Origin of the sequence: Phocaeicola oris, from assembly GCF_021295095.1 — a bacterium.
GTDB lineage: Bacteria > Bacteroidota > Bacteroidia > Bacteroidales > Bacteroidaceae > Phocaeicola > Phocaeicola oris.
In genome coordinates this window covers 15,925-37,960 of record NZ_JAJLQX010000023.1, presented here as the reverse complement: position 1 = coordinate 37,960, position 22,036 = coordinate 15,925, and the positions used below count along the sequence as shown (strand labels likewise).

Below are 22,036 nucleotides of genomic sequence, written 5' to 3'. Positions count from 1 at the left end.
TATTTTAGAAATATAGCAATTGTTATAATAGTTTTAAACGGTATGGCTGTTCCGAAAGGGAATACTTTTATTTCTCTTTGGAATATTATTCCCACAATAAACTAATATCATTTAAAGATATTTTGTATGTATCTCAAGTATAGGGATAAAAAACAGGCGGACTTTCATCCGCCTGTTTTTTATCTTTTGTGGTGCCTCCAGGAGTTGAACCGGGGACACATGGATTTTCAGTCCATTGCTCTACCACCTGAGCTAAGGCACCATGGCATTTCTTGTAAAACGCGGATGCAAAGATAGAAACTTTTTTCAATTCCAACAATTAATTTGAAAAAAAACTCATAAATCTTTTCTTCTTCAAAAAAATGGATTACCTTTGCATCCGCGTTTTAGTTTCGGAATGTAGCGCAGTTGGTAGCGCACTACGTTCGGGACGTAGGGGTCGGGCGTTCGAGTCGCCTCATTCCGACACAAAGTGACAAATGAAATCTTTCGCTTGTCACTTTTTTATTTTACTATTGCCGGATAATATGTCTAAAATGGTTGGCCATGAGATATCCTAAATCTGTAGAGTTTGTGGTTGATGGAGAGACACATAAACTTGTTCCGATAGAAAATGATCCTAATTTTATTTGTATTCCTGAAAAATGTTCTATGTATAATTGGTGTTATGAATGACATGATAACGCGTATAAACGCTTTTGTGAGAAGTTTTTTAAGCGAGCCAAATATACGAAATATCATTTTATCTTAAAATAATCTGATTTGGAACTTAATATTTAAAGAGCATTCGGCGGATTGAAAAATAAATATCAATCATCTTCAGATGAATAGTTATGGATAGTACTATCTGATAGAAGCAGTGTGTGTAACGTGTAGAGCGGTAATGCCCGCCAATACGAATCTCTTTCTGCTCCTTAATAATTGGCCATAAATATAAATTGCAATAGTCATTTGATAATTCATTCAACTCATACGTATGAGTTGGCAAAATGATACGGATGAGTTGCTTGATTCATGCGGATGAGTTTGTCGGTTCGTCCGTATCATTTTAAGCGTTCATCCGTATCACTTGGTGTGTTCTTCTGCATGTCTTTATCTATGCTTTTAAGTTACCTTAAATGATGAACTATGAGTATAGTTGGAAAATTTAATATGAACGTAACCATTCTTCCAATAGAAAGTCTAATTTTGCAAAAGATATCCTTAATTTATGATGCGCCTATTGCCAATAATCAAGTTATGCAAGAAGAAAAAGCAAATACATTCGAGTTATTCTATCGGAAATACCATTCCCGATTTTTAAATTACGCTTTCTTTTTTGTTAAAGACAATGCTGTGGCTGAGGATATTGTTCATGATACCTTACTTTATTCTTGGGAACACAGAGACAAACTAAATTATTCGAGTATTGAAACTCTTAATTATATTTTGAAATCTGTCAAAAATGGATGTATCAATTACCTTAAGCGTTTAAAATTGACTTCTGATTTAAAAGAAATCAATCAGATGGATGATTGGGAGATTTCTATACGCTTAAGAACATTGGAGGATGTGGAATATGAAAGGGTTTTTACCGCAGAAATAATGGATATTGTGAATAAGTCGTTAGAAGATTTACCTCCAAGAACTCGTCACATATTTTATTTATACAGAATAGAGCTCAAATCAAGAAAAGAAATAGCTGAGCAGTATCATGTTTCTCTTCAAAATATAGATTATCATATTCATAAAGCTGAGCAATTCCTCCGTCTCAGGCTTAAAGACTATATGCCTCTCATTCTTTTATTGATTAGTTAAACAAAGTTAATGAAGGGTTCTTCTTTTTGGATTTCTTTCCTTTCATTTGCTTTCTTAATAAAGATTGAAAATCAATGGAAATAATTTATGATATATTGTTTCGTTATTTTATGAATCAAACTACGAATGAAGAAAAGCTGTTGATTCACGAATGGTTGGAAAAAGACGAGAACAATAAAAAGGAATTTATAAAAGAACGAGCTCGTTTTGATGCCGTTTCCTTGATGAATGAAGAAAAGAAAGAGGTTGATGATGAAAAAACGACTTCAAAAGTCTTTGTCTCAATGTGGATAAGATATGCCATGTCCGTAGCTGCTACTGTATTGGTAATGTTGTTAGGTTTCCACCTATACAATGATAAACAAAAGGCAGAAATGGGAAAGATCAACCAGACAATTGAAGTTCCGGCAGGTAACTATTCCACTAAAATAATATTATCTGATGGAACGAAAGTTTGGTTAAACGCAAACTCTGTTTTTAAGTATCCGCAGTCTTTCACCGGCAAAAAGAGGATTGTAGAACTTGATGGAGAAGCATATTTTGAAGTTGCTAAAGACGCGAAAAAGACTTTTATTGTGCAAACCAAAAAGTATGACATTGAAGCGTTAGGAACGAAATTCAATGTGGAGGCTTATACCTCGTCTGATGTTTTTAAAACAATATTATATGAAGGTAAGGTAAGGGTTGCGAACAAAGCTGAATTTATGATACTGCAACCTAATCAGACAGCATTATACGATAAAGGCAAACTATATCTTTTAAATGAGGCTGACAAAAACAGTGTTCAATGGAAAAACGGCATTATATATATTAATAATATTTCTTTTGAGCATGTCATGAAACTTTTTGAGAAATACTATGATAAGCATATCGTAATCAATAATAACAAAGTGAAAGAATCAAGTTATAAAGGTAAATTCAGAATTTCCGATGGCATTGAACATGCACTTCATGTTTTACAAAAAGATTATCCTTTTATCTATAAAATTGAGAATGAGACTAACATATATATTGACTAACCTCTTAAATTTATCAGCCTATGAAGTAACCTTTTAAAAACCTAAAAAGAATTGGCCAATATTACTGTTATGACCGATTCCCAAATACATTTATTAACTTTAAAATAAGAGTAAATAAAGATATGAAAACAATTTTATTGTCTTGTTTTTTTGCGATTAAAAATCAAGGAGAAAAACAATTATTAAGAATCATGAAGCTAACGACTTTCTTTTTATTCTGCATTGTCTTTTTGTCTTATGCCGGTAATGTTCATTCTCAAGATAAACATGTCAGTTTGGACTTGAAGAACGTGCAATTGGAAAAAGTGTTGAATGAAATAGAAAACCAAACGGACTATCTATTCATTTCAAACTTAAATGTGAATCTCAAGCAAAGAGTCTCTATTAATGCAAAAAATAAATCTGTAGAAGATGTTTTGAATGAGATATTCAACCAAACCGGCATTATTTTTTCCATTGAAGGAGTAAATATTATCCTTTCTAAAGTTGATAATAGTAAAAGTCAACAACCTCAACAGCAAGGTAATCGTGTTACAGGAAAAGTAGTCGATTCCAAAGGGGAGCCCATTATCGGTGCCAATGTGCTGGAAAAGGGAACGACCAATGGAACCATTACTGATATGGATGGAAATTATGCGTTGAATGTAGGGAATAATGCTACTCTTGTTGTTTCGTATATTGGATATTCTTCCATCGAATTGAAAGTCGCTAACAAAAGAGTTCTTGATATCACGTTAAAAGAAGATACTAAAGTACTTAACGAAGTTGTTGTTACCGCTTTAGGTTTAAGACGAGAAGAAAAGTCTTTGGGATATTCCGTTCAGAAAATAGGTGGTGACCAACTTCAATCTGTAAAAGGTGTAGATGTATCTACAAGTTTAACAGGAAAGATTTCCGGTCTTACTATTTTCAATAGTTCGGAAATAGCGGAAAAACCTACACTGGAGTTACGTGGTGAAAGTCCTTTACTTGTTGTTGATGGTGTCGCTTACGGTAATGTCAGCATTAATGACTTTAGCGCGGAAGATATTGAAAGCATTGATGTACTGAAAGGCGCTACCGCTTCTGCTCTTTATGGAGAGCGAGGAAGAGCCGGCGCAATAATGATAACTACTAAGAAAGCAGATAAGGAAGGTACTCTTACTGTTAACGTGTCGAATAATACCATGTTCAGCGCAGGATATTTGAGGATGCCGAAAACTCAACATAGTTATAGCGCAGGAAATTATGGAAAACTGGAGTACGGCAGTGGATTTGTATGGGGTGATTATATGGATGGTCATGAAGTAGAACAATATAATCCGGAAACAATGACAGTGACAAGCTATCCGTTATTATCAAGAGGAAAAAATAATATAAAAAATTTCATCCGTTCTACTTTGGTTACAAATACGAACGTAAGTGTTGCTCAGGCCAGTAAAAACGGAGGCTTCCGTGTTAGCGCAACACAAGTACATTATGATGGACAATATCCTAATACTTCTCTTAACAAATATATTGTAAACGGATCAGGTAATATCAAATTTAATAAATTAACCATTGATGCCAACTTATCATATAAAAAAGAGAAAGCACCCAATATGCCAAAGGTAAACTATGGTAATGGAAATATCTTTTACAATATGTTGATTTGGACAGGAACTGAATACGATATACGTGATTATCGTAACTATTGGGCTGTTAAAGACCAAAAGCAAAATTGGATGTATTCTGCTTGGTATGATAACCCATACTACCTTGTTCATGAACGTATAGATGAGTATGATAAAAATTTATTCTCAGGTAGTGGAACCGTGACTTATGACTTTACAAAAGAACTGAAGTTAATGTTACGTTCCGGTTATGATAACTATAATGATAGTGAAGAACAGCGTAAATCCATAGGTGACAGTGGAGAACGTCGCGGATGGTATTCATACGGAAGCTATACAGGCGAGAGTTTTAACAACGACCTTATTCTTTCCGGTAAATATAACTTTAACAATTTTGCCTTAGACGCTTTAGTGGGTGGCTCTACTTATTGGTATAGGGACAAAACAATGTATGGCGCTACACGAGGAGGTTTGTCTGTTCCCGGCTTTTATTCTTTGCAATCTTCCATAGAACGTCCGAGTGTTAGCAAGACAGTGAAGGAAAAAGCACTGTATAGTGTTTATGGAAAATTAAGTTTAGCTTGGAAAGAAGGTATCTATTTCGATTTTACCGGACGTAATGACTGGTCTTCAACTCTTCCTTCTAATTCAAGATCTTATTTCTATCCTTCTGTTTCATTAAGTGTAGTGCCGACTTCTTTCTATAACCCGATATCTGATGTTTTAGACTTCTGGAAAATCAGAGCATCTTGGACTGTCGCGAAGAAAGATTTGAATGTATACGATATTAATCAAATTTATAATGTGAGTACTGATGTATGGAATGGACTTTCAAGTGCGAATTATCCAAGCAGCATGCGAGATCCTAATTGTAAACCCGAAAAAGAAACCTCTATCGAAATAGGTACGAACTTAAGATTCTTTGGTAACAGGTTGGGATTTGACTATACATATTTCACACGTTTACGATCGGACAGGTTGATTAATGCGCCTATATCTTCTACTTCCGGTTTCAGCAAAGTTATTACAAATACAGGAGAAGAACTTCGTCAGAAAGGAATGGAATTTACCATTACAGGAAAACCTATTGTAAATAAGAATTTTTCTTGGAACTCAATAATTAACTTATCATTCTATCATTGGTATTATGCCAAAATGGATCCTGTATATAGTTCTCAAGACCCAAGAATCAGTGTCGGTAAGCGAACAGACCAATATTTTATTATAGATTGGGCAAGAGATAGTAGCGGTAATATTATTCATCAAGCAGGTTTACCTGTTAAAAACAAGTTCTATACCATTGATGGCAATAGCGATCCCGATTTGATTATAGGATTCAGCAATACTTTCACTTATAAGGATTTCTCTTTAGATATTTCTATTGATGGACGTTTAGGAGGCAAGATGTTCTCTTGGACTGAACAATCAATGTGGAACTCCGGCACACATCCTAAGAGTGATAATAAGTGGCGTTACGATGAAGTTGTTAACGGGTTGCAAAATTATGTTGGACCGGGCGTTAAAGTTGCAAGTGGTTCTGCTACTTATGATCCTTATGGAAATGTCATTAGTGATGATAGAGTATTTGCCGCCAATGATGTTCCTGTATCATATCAGAACTATATTACAATTTATAATGAAAACTCATGGGATCATAACGCTAAGCAAAATATATTGGATGCTTCATTTATCAAATTACGTGAAGTTGCCTTTAATTACAATGTTCCAACCAGCTTAATAAATAAATTACATATAAAGAGTTTAAAGGTAGGAGTTGTTGCCCAGAATCTATTGATGTGGACTAAAGCTTTTAAATATTCTGATCCTGATCGTGGTAAAGAAAACTTAAACTCACCAACTCCACGGAATATTGGTTTTAATATTAATTTATCGTTTTAAGGAGGGAAATATATGAAAAGAATAATATTATCATTGCTTGTAATATTAACCTTTGTTTCTTGCGGAAACATGGATGATATCAATACTAATCCGGATGCTCCATCAACGGTTACTCCTGCGTTCTTAGCCACCGATGCTATTCTTGCTATTACAAAAAGTGAAAGCAGCAAATGGCTTTTTGGTGATGAATATATAGTAAAGACTACTATGATGACGGAACACATGGAATGGTATATGTATAACAAATTTGAGCGTTTGGATAGTTATTACATGAGCTTTATGCCTTATAGCTATTATTCATATTTGATTAGTATGAAGAAAATGGTCAAATTAGCTAATGAAGATGAGTCCATATCCGAAGGAGTAAAGAACGCATACACTGCATTGAACGATTTTATGCAAGCGTATATATTCTATGGCTTAACCATGGAAGTTGGAGATATTCCATGTAGTGAAGCTCTTCAAGGAGAGGACGAAGGTATATTGTCTCCAAAATATGACACTCAAGAAGAAGTTTTCAATACCGTATTGAAAAAGTTAAGGAATGCTTCAGAGCTGTTTGGTAAGGCTTCTACTTTTAGTGGCGACCCAATATATAGTGGCGATCCGATGAAGTGGCAAAAAATGGTTAATACCTTTACACTTCGAGTGCTTAATATGGTGAGCAAGAAAGAAAAAGTAGGGGATATTAATGTCCAATCTATGTTTGAGGAGTTTGCAAACAAAACTTTGATGACGAGTGAAGCTGATAGCTTCATGAGAACATATAGCTCATCAAAATCGGCTCAATGGTATCCTTTCTATTATCTTAATCAGAATTACTGGTCGTATCCTGTCATGACTTCGTTCTTTATCAATATGATGAAGGAATTGAATGATCGTAGAATATTTTATTACTGTGAACCAGCAACAGCTTTAACTGCGGCAGAAAACAGCTACGATGCTTATAGTGGGGTAGATTGTACCATGACTTTCGGAAATATTCAACAAGAATATACCGGAGGGTTACACTCGTCAATTAACAAACGCTATTTCCGTTATGCACAAGGAGAACCCATTAAATTTGTCGCGTATTCGGAGTTGCAATTTATCTTAGCTGAGGCTGCGTTGAGAGGATGGAAGACTCCTTTAACAGCTAAAGAACATTATGAGAATGGAGTCAAAGCGGCTATGATGTTTACGGCTGATAATACCCCTGAAGACTATAGGCATGGAGTGGTTATTGATGATAGTTATATTAATGAATATTTATCAGGTCCTGCCGCGTTTGATGCTACTAAAGGACTTGAACAAATCATGATTCAGAAATTGATAGGCTCATATATTCAACTTCGTTATAATGCTTACTTCGATTATAGACGTACCGGATACCCGAAACTTCCTATTAATCCGGAAACGAATATGAATGAGGTAACTACCCAACTTCCGTTAAGATGGATGTATCCGGAAGATGAATATTCTCAAAATAAGGATAATATTCAGTCGGCTATTCAAAATCAATATGGGGGAGAAGATACTCCAAATGGTGTAATGTGGTTATTGAAATGATCATGATAAAGTAATAGGATTATTGCTGTCTGGTAAAACTTCCGATAGCATAATTTTCCATCCCGAAGCCCAGTAAAATCGGACTTCGGGATATTTTTCCCCATAGTTTCTGATAGACTTGTAGTGAGACTGTAAAGTGGCATTGTGGCTGTTTTTATGAAGTTGCATATAGGTGATGATTTAGGGTTGTTCATAAAGAAAAGTGTTTCATTTGTCATTCGTGGCTGATGCCCTGAGATACGACAAGGTGGCATACAGGGGAATGTTGGTGATGTGTTCCTGTTCCCGATAGTCTGTCATGGAAAAACGAAGTCCATGTAGTCCGGCGTGTTCCGAAAGAAAAGTCTGCATAGATTTCGCTCGTAGGTTTTCCTCTGCCTTCACCTCAATGGGAAGGATGTTAATATCCTGCTGGAGTAGAAAATCTATTTCCTGCTTGCTGTTCTCCTTGCTGTAATAGCCTATGGTGGCATCTTGCAGGAATTGCATTTGGCTGCAAACGAAACTCTCGGTAAACGCACCCTTGCTCTCTTTCATGTTGTTGGGCATCAGCAGCAGGGCGGCCGGGGTATTGCTCATTGCCCCGAGCAATCCGCAGTCGAGCATGTAGAGCTTGAATGCCGCAAAATCCTCATAGACTGACAGAGGCATGGACGGGGTGGTAACACGTGGAATCTTGTAAACCAGCCCTGCGTCGATAAGCCATTGGATGGCAATCTCAAAATCCTTGGCTCGTGCGCCCTTGCGCACAACGCCGTAGATAAACTTCCTGTTCTCCTTGGCAAGTTGTGAGGGAATGGAGTGCCACACCTGACTTATACGGATGGCCTCGGAAGTGGGGGCGTGCTTCGACACGTCCTTGTCGTAGGCAAGCAGTATCTCGTGCTGCACCTCCCTTACCTTTACGGCATCGTTCGTGTCGATATATCGCTGCACGGCTTCGGGCATTCCTCCTACGAAATAGTATTCTCTCAGCAGCTGTATGTACTGGCTTCTGAGTCCCTGCATCACCGTCCAGTCGCACGTCCGCAAGACATTGAGCAGTTGCCTTTTTCCTTTGGCAAGCACAAACTCCTCAAAGTTCATCGGGTGCATGTGCATCGTGTTTACCTTTCCCACTGGGTATGACTCTCCTTGATGCAGTGCAATGCCGAGCAACGAGCCTGCCACAGCCACGTGGTATTCGCGTGCGTCCTCACAAAAGTATTTCAGAGAGGCCAGACCTCTGTGCAGTTCCTGAATCTCGTCAAGCACTATCAGCGTATTGCCGGGCTCAATGGGTACGTTGGTCAGCGCACCGATGGAGAGCAGGATGCGCTCCATATTGTAGTCGGACGTGAATAGGTCGGCAACCATTTCGTTGTTGTCGCAGTTCACGTAAGCCAGATATTTATAATGGCTTCGTCCGAATTCTTTCAGTATGTGCGTCTTTCCCACCTGTCTTGCCCCAAGGAGTATCAGGGGCTTGCGGTCGGGTCTGGACTTCCACGCAATGAGTTCTTTCAATATCTCTCGTTCCATAGACATGACATTTATAATAAATGTAAAGATGTCGCAAGTGAGCACCGCTAATTCTTTTGCAAAAATACACTTTTCTTGCCGAACTTCAAAGAAATTGCCACATTTTTATTGACGAACTTTTGGCAAATTACTACACTTTTATGGACGAAATAAGTTGCTCAAGGCATACAATGGTACGATATTTACGTGTCGTTCGGCATTGTCATCCTGCTTGTCATAGTAAGAAAGATGACCGAAATTCTCAAGTGATGTGCGGATACCATCGAAGAGCTTGCATTCACGCATGAAAATCCAAAGGCTCTGCATGCTCCCTTGCGTGCTGGCTTTAACCTCTATGGGAAGTATCTTGCCGTTGCTTACTTTGAGGTAATCCACTTCCGCCTGACTGTTCCTGACATGATTCTGCCAGTAATGCAGGTCGGGTTTCATAAAGCAGTCGCCGTATTTCATCATCTCCAATCCGGCAAACATCTCGGACGCACCTCCCTTGTTCACAAAATCCACCTCGGTTGCCATGAGAATGTCTCCCGCAGGAATATTGAGCATGGTCTGCATGACACCCAAGTCAAAGAAAAGATATTTCACGTAACTTTCATTTTCCTCTGCTCCGAGTGGGATGCCATGTGCGTCCGTATGCTTCACGGGGGTTACAAGCCCGGCAAGCGTGAGCAGGTGCAGGGCTTCCTTCACCAGTGTGGATTTCGTGTCGCGTGCGGCTGTGGCATAAACGAATTTCTTTCCTGCCTGCAATGCCGTCGAACGTAGCACCTGCCTGAGGAGAACAGGTGAAAACCGTTTCTTGTACTTGGAAAAGTCGTCGCTGTATGTGTCGATAATTTCATTGTGGATATGCGACACCTCTATATAACTATGTGTTTCCACCCATTCCGTCACGGCTGCCGGCATTCCACCTACAAGATAGAACGAGCGCAGCTGTTCTATCAAGGCTTTGTGTGCCGATTCCGTAAGAGGAGCATCGGCCGTTGCCTTCCGTTTGAAATCAACGGTGAGTCCGAGCCCCTGAGCCATGAGAAATTCGTCGAACGAGAACGGGTACATATACAGCGAACGTATCCTTCCCACACCAAACGACGGCAGTTCTTCCAAGGCAAACTCCAGCAGCGAGCCTGCGGCAATGACGTGTAATTCGGGATAGTCCTCCTTGAAGTAGCGCAGCGCCATGACAGCCTCCTTGCTTACCTGAATTTCGTCGATGAAGAGGAGCGTCTCGCCCGGTATGATGGGTATGGCAAGCGTACCGCTGAGTTTCTCGCACGTACTCTTCACGTTGATGTTCTCTGTGAACAGCTGCCGCAGGTCGGGTTGCTTTTCAAGGTTCACCTCCACAAAGTAGCGGAATTGCTTTCCGAGTTCTCTTACGGCAGTGGACTTGCCCACCTGACGAGCACCCCGTATCAGCAATGGCTTGCGTCGAGCTTCGTTTTTCCACTCGAGCAATTTGTCGTCTATATGTCTTTTGAAATAAGTCATCTGTATATTATGATTGCCGTTTAGAAATGATTTGTGTGCAAAGATACGATTTAATTCTGAAAACACAATCAAAAAAGGAAAGAAATTGACTAAAATCAATATCGAAACAGGGATTGCTTCAGACAGAATAGGTAGCGAAAAACCTGTTCCTGCTTTTCAAAGTTGTATTGCGTGTGGTCAGAATCTTATGAGCGAACACCCTGTGACCTCTTTTTTCCTCAAGATTCGCCAGTTGTTAATATTTTGTGAATATTTCAGTGAAAATCGTTTGTAAACAGAGTGTTACAAGCATAAAAAGTCCGATGGTGCAAGAATTTTGGCAGGATTTGCAAGGTCTGTTCGCTCCCTTCACCCTTAATTTTGCAATGTGACAAGCAACAAGTATGAAACATTGTCAGACAGATTGGAATAATCCGGCGACAGTTCAAATTATAAACGTATGAAACAGCAGGACAACAAGAAAACCACCGAGCGGCAACGACGCAACATGCAGTATGCGGAAGAGCGCATAGAGCTGATCGACACCATCCGCGACATGATAGACATAGAGCTGGAGCGTTGGGGAGTGATGTCGGAGGGTGACCCTTATCCCGAGAATCCTCTGCCCGGGAACATGGGGCGGGAGTCACCCAGAAGTTCCTCTTCACCGGTGAAGGAAGCGGCGATAAAAAATTCCAGTTCTCAGTCGGAACACTGAAAACCAATGTCAACAAATCTACTGGCGAAGTAGAAGTGCGCCTCGTGGGCATGGCAAGACAGGATAAAAACGCTCCTCCCGCCCCCCGAAAGCGGCGGGAGGGGGATAAAAGAAAAGAATGTTTCACTCATTAAAATTACACAGTTATGAATAAACAATCTAAGTATTACAGGCTTACTCCCATAAAGGGAAAGTTGGGCAAAGTGACCGACTTAGTGGAACTACTCTATGCCCTTGACACCTGCGACTGTATCAACAACGGAGAAATTGGTGTGGAGGAACTGGCTGATGCCTTTTCCGAAATCTTCGTCGTGGAAATCAAGAACTGCTACAACGTTTTATTACTGTCCTTCGAAATGTGTACTTTTGCTCATGTTATTGAAGTTTTGTATCAAAGACAAAGGTAACTAAAAAGACTGATACCTCGTAAGAAGTGTCAGCCTTTTTAGTCGTCTCTTAAAAACAATTTATTCTATTTTTTTACAAGTAATTATCATCTAAATTGTTTGCATGTTTCTACAATTCTTATACTGTAAAGAGTATAAAACTGGCAGAATTTTATGTTAAAACAAACCTCAAAACAGCTTCCTTATTCTGGTAGAGTTTTGATTGATGCCTTCCGTTCTTTATATTGTAATACCAACGGTCGGCCGGCCCATCCTATTCGCCTGATGCGCGGTTTGTTAATTCTCTTTTTAGAAGTTTGATTTTCCTGCGTTGGTATCCCACCAAAGTTGGGTGCCTCCTTCATCCGGCCCATTTAGTAAACTGACGGCCTTTTTTACTTCTGCTTTATTATCGCGATATTCATCTTGCGAGAATGGCAAGCGGCGGATTTTGATTTGTGAATCAATTTTTCCGGCACTGTTATTGATCACCATGGGGAATTGTTTCGGATACCCCGTACGACGGAATTCAGACCATGCTTCTTGTCCGTCGGGGAACATTGCAATCCATTTCTGAGTGATGATTTTTTCCAATTTATTTTCTTTCGAAAGAGATGCATCCCACTTCACCGTAACCGTAGAAGCCGGAGCGGCATCGTATTCAGGTGCTTTTGGATCGCTATAAGCTAAAGGCTTGGTTGTGCCTTGCAGATAAGTATCCGGTGCGCCTACTTTCCAATAGTCAAATGAATGTCTGACGCCTGTTTCATAGAAGTCTTTTTCATTTCCTTTCATGTTCCAACCTCTTAAAGCTCCTTCTGCACGTAAGAATGCGACTTCCGCGGCATTTAATAAACAGATGTCATTCTTAAATTCATTACCCATTTTCCAAGCTTCTCCTAAGTTGGAATATCCTTCTCTGATGCCTTTGTCAATAACATTGATTCCTTGGCGGATTCCGATGTATTTTTTGTTGATATTGGGATCTTTGTCAGTAGCCGGAGCGAAAAATACTTCCATACGGGGGTCTTTTAATCCTTTCAAAATAGACTCCATGTCGGCACTCATACGAATATCGTTGTAAGCATAAGCTAAAATATTTAATGGATTCTTCATTGTCTCAGTTGAAACAACAAAGTTATCCTTGTTGCTTTCGATTACCCCAAAAGAATCATTTACTGCTTTTTCAGCTTCTATTTTGGCCATGTCCGGTTTTACTTTTGAAATGCGGACAGCTAATCGTAAACGAAGTGAGTTGGCATAACGCATCCATTTCTCATAGTCACTGCGATAAACGATATCGTATAATTGAATAGCTTTTACATCTTTTCTGTCGCTTTCCAAAAATGTATGTAAAGTTTCTTGCGCTTCGTCAAGTTCTTTAAAGAACTGCATGTAAACTTGTTCTTGAGAATCGTAAGCAGATGAAACGCCTCCTTCTCCAAATTTTGAATAAGGAATCGGGCCATACGTATCGGTACTTCTCATCATTGCGGTAACTTTTAAGATGTTGGCTACTGCGTAAATTTCAGGGAATTCATTTACATCCTTTGTTAGCTTTTTAAGTTCAAGCCAAGGAGCCATTACGCGTTCATTACACATCTTGAATGTCCACAGGTTCCAACCTCCCATCAGGTTGTAGTTGGCATTGTTCTTATCGTTGTTAAACGGAGTAGGAGGTGCCATATAGCCGGAAAAGATATCCGCTCCCAAGTTTTGTGCAATTTGGAAGTCCCAATCCCAATTGTTGGCATTACTGTAGATAGATTTTTCCATTTGAGTGATGTATCCGCCCAAATATAACCAATCCCCCTTTTGGTGTTCTGGTGTTACGGAATACGGATCGGTGTTATATTCATCAAACTTATCTAAATTACAACTCATGAATGAAAGTAGTAATGTGCTGATGAATGCATACGATATGTATTTTATTCTTTTCATATTGCGATTTGTTTAGAAATTAATATTTAAGTTGAAACCAATTGTTCGAGACATTGGAATACTGAAGTTATCTACGTTTGACGTACTGTTTGTTGTTGTTGATAATACCATTTCAGGATCGAATGGCGCGTCTCGATAGATATAGAATAGATTGCGACCTACCAAAGATATGCGAGCTCCGGTGATATATTTTATTTTATCCAACATTTTTTTGGGGAAGCTATAGCCCAACGATATTTCGCGTAAACGAACGTTTGTTGCTTTATACATAGCCAATTCTCCTTCTTTTGAAGTGTACCATGTTTGAGCGTCGATGGGTTTATCGTATGGTTTTCCATCGGGAGTAACCGCGGAAGTTTTTATGCCACCGGCAAGGCGGGCATCGGCTGATTCTTGGCTTCTTCCATATTTGTTAAGGAATGCTTGAGTGGAAGAGATTACTTTACCACCAAAACGACCATCAATTTGGAAACTCAACCAAACATTTTTGTAGTTCAATTGATTAGTCCATCCTAACATGAAGTCGGGCATTACATTACCGATATGAGATTCTTCATTAGCTTCTTGAAGTTGTTGTTTACCATCTTGCTCCTTGACGATGATACGTCCTTGGTCGTCGCGTTTTGATTGTTTCATATACATTTCACCCCATTTGTCACCTTCTCTCAACAGATAAGTAAATCCGCCGGAGGTTAGTTTCAATCCGGTTTCTTTATATTGTTCCGGTAAAGAAAGAACTTTGTTTTGGTTGGTAGTGAAGTTCAATGCAGAAGTCCAATTAAAATCTTTTGTTTGAACAGGTGTCACATCCAATGTAGCTTCAAAACCTTTGTTCCCGATTTCTCCGGCATTGATGAAGTATTTAGAATATCCGGTTCCCGAAGGAGCGTCAACCAAGAAGTATTGGTTTTTGGTTTTGGTATTGTAGTAAGCTATATCTAATCCGATTCGGTTGTTTAGGAATCGAACGTTTAAACCCACTTCAAAAGCAGAAGATTTTTCCGGTTTCAAGTCGGTGAAAGGAGCAGTCGTATTCTTTTCAATATCGCCTGAATCATTTAATGTATCGTATACAATGGTTTTACCCCACGGCATATCATTACCTACTTGTGTCCAAGATGCTCTGATTTTTCCAAATGTCAACCAAGAAGGACGGCTGTTTTGTTGATTTATCAACTCTGTGAAGATAAAAGAAGTACCTATCGATGGATAGAAATAACTTCTGTTGCCTGAAGGAAGGGTGGAAGCCCAATCGTTACGAGCGGTAACATCTAAGTATAACATGTCGCGCCATCCCAATGAAGCTGTACCGAAGATAGAGCGCAATTGACGGTGCTCTATATCCTGTTTAAGTATTGGGCGTCCTTGGTAATTGTTTAAATTAAAGAAATTTGGGATGCGAAGAGATACGCGATTGCCCAATTTGTCGATTTTGTAGTCGAAAATAGAAGTTCCTGCTGTTGCCAATATGTTCACATGGCCAAATGTTTTGTTGAAGTTTAACAAAGCGTCTGCGTATGCTTCTTTTGCAACATCATTGTAGACTTCGTAACGTCCGCCTCTGTCTCCTGAGATAACCGAAACACCCCAATTAACTTTACGTTCGGAATTCATTTTGGTATAGTCGTAACTACCTCTTAATTGTAAGTTTAAGTAATCTGTGAAGTTGAATTTTATATTTGCTTTGGTAATTACTTTATTAGCATGGAAGTCGTAGCTGGCTCTGTTCAGTAACCAATAAGGGTTTTTATTGATGTCTTCTTCGTGCTTCCAGTTTTGTTTCATAATATTCTTTTCGGGAGCGAACACTTCGAATTCGTTTTTGTATTTGTTGAATTCGGTTGTTCCTTCAGGGAAAAGATATAATCCCACGATGGGGTTAAAGTAACGGCTTGGCGCTGATGGAGCGTGATCAATGTCTTGTTTCATTAAAGACACACTTCCGTCAATTTCCAAAAAATTATCGAACAACGAGGTCGTTGTGCGCAATGCCACATTGTGTTTGTTGAATTTGTTGTTGGGCATAATGCCTTTTCCGTTACTGTTTTGATACGAGAAGTAGTTTTGAACGAGTTTATTTCCACCACTAATGGAGAATGAGTTCACCCAAAGATTTCCGGTGTTGAAGAAGTCGTTGATAAAGGAGTTACTCAAATCCTTTCCGGCATTTTTAGCTCCCCATTGCATATTGGATTGTTGCGATGTTCCGTTACTTCCCATTTCGTATGCGTCTTGGAACTTATATGTAATATAGGGAATGTCGGCTTGGAATGACGAATTGAAACTGAGCGAAGTTTTGCCTTCTATTCCTCTTTTCGTGGTGATCATGATAACACCATTGGCTGCTTGAGAACCGTACAATGCGGAAGCAGACGCGCCTTTCAACACGTTGATGCTTTCAATATCATCCGGATTGATGCCGGCCATACCGTCTCCTGCGTCAATATTTCCACCGTATCCGGCATCAGCGTTTGCTCCATTGGTAAACGATTTGCTATTGATAGGTGTTCCATCTACAACATATAATGGTTGATTGTTTCCGTAAATTGAGCGGTTACCACGCAATACAACCTTTACGGAACTACCTACGCCGGCACCGGAGTTAGAAACCATCATTCCGGCCGTTTTTCCTGCAAGGTTGCTTAAAACGTTTGAGGAAGGAACGGTTTGTAGGTCGTCGCCCGAAATTTTCTGTGTCGCGTATGACAAACTCTTTTCGGCACGTTTGATACCTAATGCTGTAACTACTACTTCGTCCAACAATTCGGTATCATCTTTTAATACCACATTAATGGTTTCCTGACCGTTTACAGGTATTGTTTGAGATTTCATTCCCACATAACTAATTTCAATAGTCGCGTTCGAAGGAACATTGTTAAGAATGTAATTTCCATTAACATCGGTTATGGTTCCGTTTGTACTGCCTTGTACTAAAACGGAAACTCCGATAAGCGGTTCGTTTTTAGAGTCCGTGACAGTCCCTTTTACGGTACTGTTCTGAGCAAAGAGGGAAGTAGATATAAATAAAAATAAAATAGCTAATAATCCACTTCCAAAAGGATTACGTTTACGCGTTTTTTTCATATTCATGATTCATTAATTTTAAAATAGATATTCTTTTCTAAATTTGCCAATAGGTTATTTTTTTGTTTCTAATTCAATTTCATCATTTGTCAAATCCTTTTCGGGTTTCCCGATGGTGTTTTTAGCGGCGTTTCCCTTTTCACTGTTAAAACGAGCCAATCCTTGTATGACTCTGCGCAATCCGTTGTAGGATGTGTCGCGTTCAAGGTCTTTTTCGACAACAATTTTTCCTTGTCCGCTATAAATAGGTTTAAGAATAAGTTTATCGTATAGAGCATAAACCTCTTCTACTTTTTTCAGTAATACATTGGTGGCGACTTCTTCGTTTCCAATTTTCTTGGAAATGGCAATTGTTCGAAAGGCCAAATTACCCAATACTTTCACTATCAGTTGGGTAAATGCAATGATAAGTTTATTCATATTGATTTGTTTTATAAATAAAAAATATATAATTCATTCAATCTCGGCTATCCTAAGTCCTCCGGACGTTGGATTTTTAGTTATTATCCTTTCCCAATTCCTTGGGCTGACATTTTGTTTCTTTTTTTCTTGTCCCAATCCCTTGGGAGGACAAAAAACTATTTATTATCTCTTCCCAATCCCTTGAGATGTTTTATTCTGTTCTATTATCTCATCCCAAGGCTTTGTGATGTTATAAAAATATTTTTTTTCACATCCCGATCGCTCAAACTGACATCTTGACATGATTTATTGCTTCTGTAGCCTTTTCTTTTGGCTTATACAGATTTATTCGCTTTTTTTCAACGTTTTCCCAAACTTGATCCATGCCGTGAGGAACATGAAAACAGCCTTTCTATTTACTGCCTTTTAGATTGAGCAATATTTCTCCTTTTCGGATTTTCCGATGGTGTTTTTTTGTGGCTTTTAGCAATTCAACTAACTTGCTGTATGACTTCCTCTAAGGCTTATAATTCTTCATAAACAAAAGTTATAAAATGTACAGAAAGCATTTATTTTAACATTGTAAATCTTTCATGTTACATGTTAATGTATTGTTTTTTCAGATTTTTTATATTATACTAATGCAAAATTAAACTATTTTTTCTGATTTGCAATGAAAAAAGTGAGAAATATGCAATAAATATTCCTTTTTCGTTACATTGTAGAGCCAACTAACAGGTGTAATGTTGGTAATAATATTTGAAAGATTTCTTCTTTGTCGTCGAAAAGTTAAGTCATCTCCGAGGTATCTGTTTTTTAAAGCTCTAACCTCTCGATTCTATTCTGTGTGGCAGCGTTTACGTCTGTTGCCTTTTACATATACTAACCTTATGAAATTTGTATTTTTAATCGTTTTCTTTCTAACAAGATATTTCCACTTTCCAATACAAATAAATAATATGTATTTAATGAATTTAAAATGACATAAATACGTATCAGAAAAGTGATACGCATAAACTGTCCGACTCATACGGATGAATCGACAAACTCATACGGATGACTTGAGCAATTCATGCGGATGAATCGTCAGACTCATACGTATCTCTTTTTACGTTCTCACATATCGGAGTAATGGCTGTATATGGTTAGTTAAAAAAGAGCAATGATATAAATCCATTGGTAATGAATAATGTTAGCGAAGTTTTGATGATGGCAATGAACGATATATATTAGGAGAGAAAAAGGATGAGTTTGTAGGATGAAAAAGCCTTTGCCAAATTTTTTTTTGACTTTGGCAAAGGCTTAGAGAGAAGATATAAAATAGAATGGTTCTTATTGTTTATTGCATTTGTCGAAAAAATGAATTGCTTCCAATTCTTTTCGCACAATTGCTTCTTCGGCATCTGTCATGTTTTGGAACGGGGTGCGATTGATGCCTAAATCCAATCCTATTAGTTTCATGATGCGTTTACCACAAACAATGTTTCCTCTGAATTTGGCAATTATATTGATTACTTCTTGCGCGTAATTTTGTAATTCGCGTGCTTTTTCAATGTTCCCGTTGTTATATTCGTTGATTACACCCACTAAAACGTTTCCGATGTAATTTCCGGTTCCGCTAATTCCACCTTGGGCACCACCCATTACCAAGCCGGATAAAATGGTTTCATCTTGTCCGTGTAACATATCGAACTTGCCATTTTTGTAAAGCATGCATAGGTTGTACTCATAAAGACTTTCAAAAGTATATTTAATTCCGGCCAAGTTGGGAATACGGTCTTCAGCTGCCTGTAAGAAGGGAAGCATTGGTAAGAAAACACCGTTTAGAGCGGGTATATGATAGAAGTAGAAGGGCAAATTGGGAGCTCCGCACGCAATTTCTTCGCAATATTTCACCAATTCTTCCACACGTCCGGCCTTGGGAAAAGGAGAAGCCATTGTGCCGATTCCAAAGGCACCAATCTCTTGTGCGTGTTGTGCCAAACGATAACTGTCTTTGACGCAAGTTGCTCCTACGTGAACAATGATTTTAAAGTCTTTAGGAGCTACTCTTTTCCATTCTTCGGCAAGTTTCATTCTTTCTTCTACGGTGAGCATATATCCTTCGCCCGATGATCCGTTGATGAAAACGCCAATCAACCCGTTTTTATGCAACATATCGGCATACGCCGCAATGGGCTCGTAATTCACTTCTCCTTTTTCATTGAAAGGTGTAAATGGAGCAACTAAAAGTCCTTTTATTTTTTCGAAATTCATATTGATAATTTTTTAATGATAGTTATTTTTCTTCCGTATAAGTCAATTCTTTTTGAGGCTTCAAGAAAATAAGCATCACGATGAGTGCCACCGAAACAATGATTGCCAATTTGCTAAAGTCTGATCCTAAATTACCGGCATCCGTAGAGCTGCCCAAGATTCGGGTTACCGCGTAGCCGGCAAAAACGCCTGCCATATTCATGATGCCATAGGCAGAGGCACGATATTTTTGAGGAATAATTTGACACAATATAGGCATATTATTTGTGTCGAACATACCATATCCGATACCAAATAAGGCTGCTGCTGAAATTAATCCGACGGAAGAATGTCCAACTCCCATCAGAAAGAGCGCAGGAATAGTTAAGCCTAATCCGATTGCGCTTGTGTACATTCTTCCTCTTATATTTTTTTGTACCCAACGATCGGAAAGAGGACCTCCAATCAGTATACCGATAAATGAAGCAATGGCGATAGATATGGTTGCCATCGGGCCGGATTTAGCCATAGCTATGCCTAAGTTTTCGGAGAATAGAGTCGGTAGCCAATTTTTGGTTGCCCACCCCGGAAAGCTGGGAGCCATGAAATAGATTAGCATAATCCAAAAAGAGAGCGTTGTAAAAATTACACCAAAAGAACGCCAAAAAGGTTCTTTTTTAGCAGTTTGTGGTTGCAGCGAGGCAGCCCTTGTTCCGGCATGACCTTCTTTATCGTGTAGGAGGAAAATAAGAATGATGGAATATACAATTCCTATTATTCCAAAAGAATGAAATACTGTATGCCACGTATAATTTGCGGCAATGGTTGCTCCAAAGCCGCCTAAAGCTTGTCCGGTGTATAGCCCCGACATGTGAATGCCGATGGCTAATGAACGTGTTTTGGAGGTGTGGAAATCGGCAATCATTGCCAAGCCGGTAGGCAGATACAAGGCCTCGCTTACGCCCATTAACGCACGTAACCAATATACTTGATTAAATGTTTGGGCGTATCCCATTCCGTAGGTTACGGCAGACCACACAAACAAACTTCCTACAATAAGCCATTTCCGATTCACTCTATCGGCTAATGTGCCTGCAATAGGGCTCATTAATCCGTAGATTAATAAAAATACGCCCATGATTCTTCCGAAATTCTCCGCCTTTGATAATTCCACAATATCCATTTGCATGGATACTTGCATGGTTGAAAGCATTTGGCGATCGAGATAGTTCAACAGGGCTACTACCCACAATAAGGCGACTAAAATCCAAGGATAATATTTACTGTTTTTCATTTTCTATGATGATTATCGTATTTATTCTATTTCTCCTTTCCATGTTTCCGAAGAGCGTACGCCGGGTTTTAATTCCCCTTGTATGGCGAAGAATGTTTTTCCTTCAAATACGAGTGTTGCTCCGGCACGTGCTCCGTTTGAAACGTTGTCAATTGTCAGCCACGTATTTGTTTGAGTGTCGAAAGCCCTATATTCTGAATTAAATTTATAATATTCGATGGGCTGTGTCATGTAATTCTTAGAGAAGTTATGGTTTAATTCTTTTTTCTGTTCTTCCGTAGTTGTAGAATCGTTGACAATATCATATTGCGATGTAATTGCATCCAAAAAAACATGATGGTTTACCCCTCCGATATATAAGATATAGCGGTTATCAACAGGCATAGCCGTTGCTCCTCCCAATGAAAATAGTTCTTTTGTTTCCGGGTCTGTTTGTTCGGCTACTTTTTCCCATTCATTATCTGCCACCGAATAACGGATAACTTCTGTTGCCATTTGGGGCTTAAGCATGTCATTCCCACCGAAAAAACCACCTAACAGATAAATGTATTCTCTTCCTTCTATTTTCAAAGCGGTCATGACGGGTTGAGTACGTGGAATTCCCGGATAATCGGGAAGACGCGTCCATGTAGAATCTTTTTGGGTGTCTGTTGCATAGAAAAAGTTACCTTCTTCTCCATTTGCTTTCGCTCCTGCGACAAAAACTTTGTTGTTTATAGAACATCCGGCAAAATTATCCATTGTTGCAGGCAATTGAGGGAAAGAATCTAATTTTATTGTTTTATTTTCGATTAACGAAACTTTATAGACTTCCGATAGAGACTCGGAAGGTGTGTTCCCTCCAATCCATAAGGCGGCTTCCGATGAAAGGGGGACTGATACTCCATAAGCACTTGCTTGAGGCAGTTTTCCTATAATTTTCCATTCTTTTGCTTCTTGGTCGAAAATTAATATTTCATCATAGAAAGCCTTTTTCCCTCCTTCAAATCCTAATTTATCGGGAAAGTTTGCTCCTCCCGCCACAATAAGATTTCCGTTTAATAGCGCGGCATAGCTTGCTGATACGCCTTTAGCTAAATTTCCGGTTAGTCCGGTTGTTGGTAATTTGGTATGTATTATTTTCATCTCTT

General features: G+C 38.9%; 13 protein-coding genes, 2 tRNA genes and 1 pseudogene. 7 read left to right on the top strand and 9 right to left on the bottom strand.

The annotated features are described in order from the left end of the window. Positions 1-189: 189 nt before the first annotated feature. A tRNA-Phe gene (locus LO761_RS10865) sits at positions 190-262 on the bottom strand. 131 nt (positions 263-393) lie between these two features. On the opposite strand from LO761_RS10865, the gene LO761_RS10860 reads away from it, so the two are divergent. The 5 genes from LO761_RS10860 (at position 394) to LO761_RS10840 (ending at position 7,855) form a co-directional block, all read left to right on the top strand. Further along, positions 394-466: transfer RNA gene (locus LO761_RS10860), tRNA-Pro, on the top strand. A 662-nt stretch (positions 467-1,128) separates the two neighbouring features. Next, the gene (locus tag LO761_RS10855; protein WP_272818304.1) at positions 1,129-1,797 is read left to right on the top strand and encodes an RNA polymerase sigma-70 factor; all 669 of its coding nucleotides are present in this window, start codon (positions 1,129-1,131) and stop codon (positions 1,795-1,797) included. 74 nt (positions 1,798-1,871) lie between these two features. Next, positions 1,872-2,816 carry a FecR family protein gene (locus LO761_RS10850; RefSeq protein WP_272818303.1) on the top strand — a complete coding sequence of 315 codons (945 nt, stop codon included), beginning with the start codon at positions 1,872-1,874 and terminating at the stop codon, positions 2,814-2,816. 122 nt (positions 2,817-2,938) lie between these two features. After that, the gene (locus tag LO761_RS10845; protein ID WP_272818302.1) at positions 2,939-6,307 is read left to right on the top strand and encodes a SusC/RagA family TonB-linked outer membrane protein; all 3,369 of its coding nucleotides are present in this window, start codon (positions 2,939-2,941) and stop codon (positions 6,305-6,307) included. Positions 6,308-6,319: 12 nt separating this feature from the next. Then, a complete protein-coding gene (locus tag LO761_RS10840) occupies positions 6,320-7,855 on the top strand; it encodes a SusD/RagB family nutrient-binding outer membrane lipoprotein (protein ID WP_272818301.1) in 1,536 nt (511 codons plus the stop codon). A 207-nt stretch (positions 7,856-8,062) separates the two neighbouring features. Here LO761_RS10840 and LO761_RS10835 read toward each other — a convergent pair whose 3' ends face one another. Both LO761_RS10835 and LO761_RS10830 read right to left on the bottom strand, forming a co-directional pair. Next, a complete protein-coding gene (locus tag LO761_RS10835; RefSeq protein ID WP_272818300.1) occupies positions 8,063-9,376 on the bottom strand; it encodes an ATP-binding protein in 1,314 nt (437 codons plus the stop codon). Between the two features lie 138 nt (positions 9,377-9,514). Then, a complete protein-coding gene (locus LO761_RS10830; RefSeq protein ID WP_272818299.1) occupies positions 9,515-10,867 on the bottom strand; it encodes an ATP-binding protein in 1,353 nt (450 codons plus the stop codon). Positions 10,868-11,306: 439 nt separating this feature from the next. Between LO761_RS10830 and LO761_RS10825 the strand changes: the two genes are divergently transcribed. Both LO761_RS10825 and LO761_RS10820 read left to right on the top strand, forming a co-directional pair. Further along, a complete protein-coding gene (locus tag LO761_RS10825) occupies positions 11,307-11,564 on the top strand; it encodes a hypothetical protein (protein ID WP_272818298.1) in 258 nt (85 codons plus the stop codon). Positions 11,565-11,710: 146 nt separating this feature from the next. Next, positions 11,711-11,908, top strand: a pseudogene (locus LO761_RS10820) (RteC domain-containing protein); the annotation flags it as partial. Positions 11,909-12,259: 351 nt separating this feature from the next. Here LO761_RS10820 and LO761_RS10815 read toward each other — a convergent pair. The 6 genes from LO761_RS10815 to LO761_RS10790 form a co-directional block, all read right to left on the bottom strand. Then, positions 12,260-13,891: a RagB/SusD family nutrient uptake outer membrane protein gene (locus tag LO761_RS10815; RefSeq protein ID WP_272818297.1), complete on the bottom strand. Its 1,632-nt coding sequence runs from the start codon at positions 13,889-13,891 to the stop codon at positions 12,260-12,262. Between the two features lie 12 nt (positions 13,892-13,903). Beyond that, positions 13,904-16,975, bottom strand: coding sequence for a SusC/RagA family TonB-linked outer membrane protein (locus LO761_RS10810; RefSeq protein WP_272818296.1), 3,072 nt, complete (start codon positions 16,973-16,975; stop codon positions 13,904-13,906). 54 nt (positions 16,976-17,029) lie between these two features. Further along, a complete protein-coding gene (locus LO761_RS10805; RefSeq protein WP_272818295.1) occupies positions 17,030-17,395 on the bottom strand; it encodes a hypothetical protein in 366 nt (121 codons plus the stop codon). Between the two features lie 1,314 nt (positions 17,396-18,709). After that, a complete protein-coding gene (locus LO761_RS10800; protein ID WP_272818294.1) occupies positions 18,710-19,633 on the bottom strand; it encodes a dihydrodipicolinate synthase family protein in 924 nt (307 codons plus the stop codon). A gap of 22 nt (positions 19,634-19,655) precedes the next feature. Next, complete coding sequence (locus LO761_RS10795; protein WP_272818293.1) at positions 19,656-20,906, bottom strand: MFS transporter; 1,251 nt, start codon at positions 20,904-20,906, stop codon at positions 19,656-19,658. A 21-nt stretch (positions 20,907-20,927) separates the two neighbouring features. Continuing rightward, a complete protein-coding gene (locus LO761_RS10790) occupies positions 20,928-22,031 on the bottom strand; it encodes a cyclically-permuted mutarotase family protein (protein WP_272818292.1) in 1,104 nt (367 codons plus the stop codon). Positions 22,032-22,036: the final 5 nt, after the last annotated feature.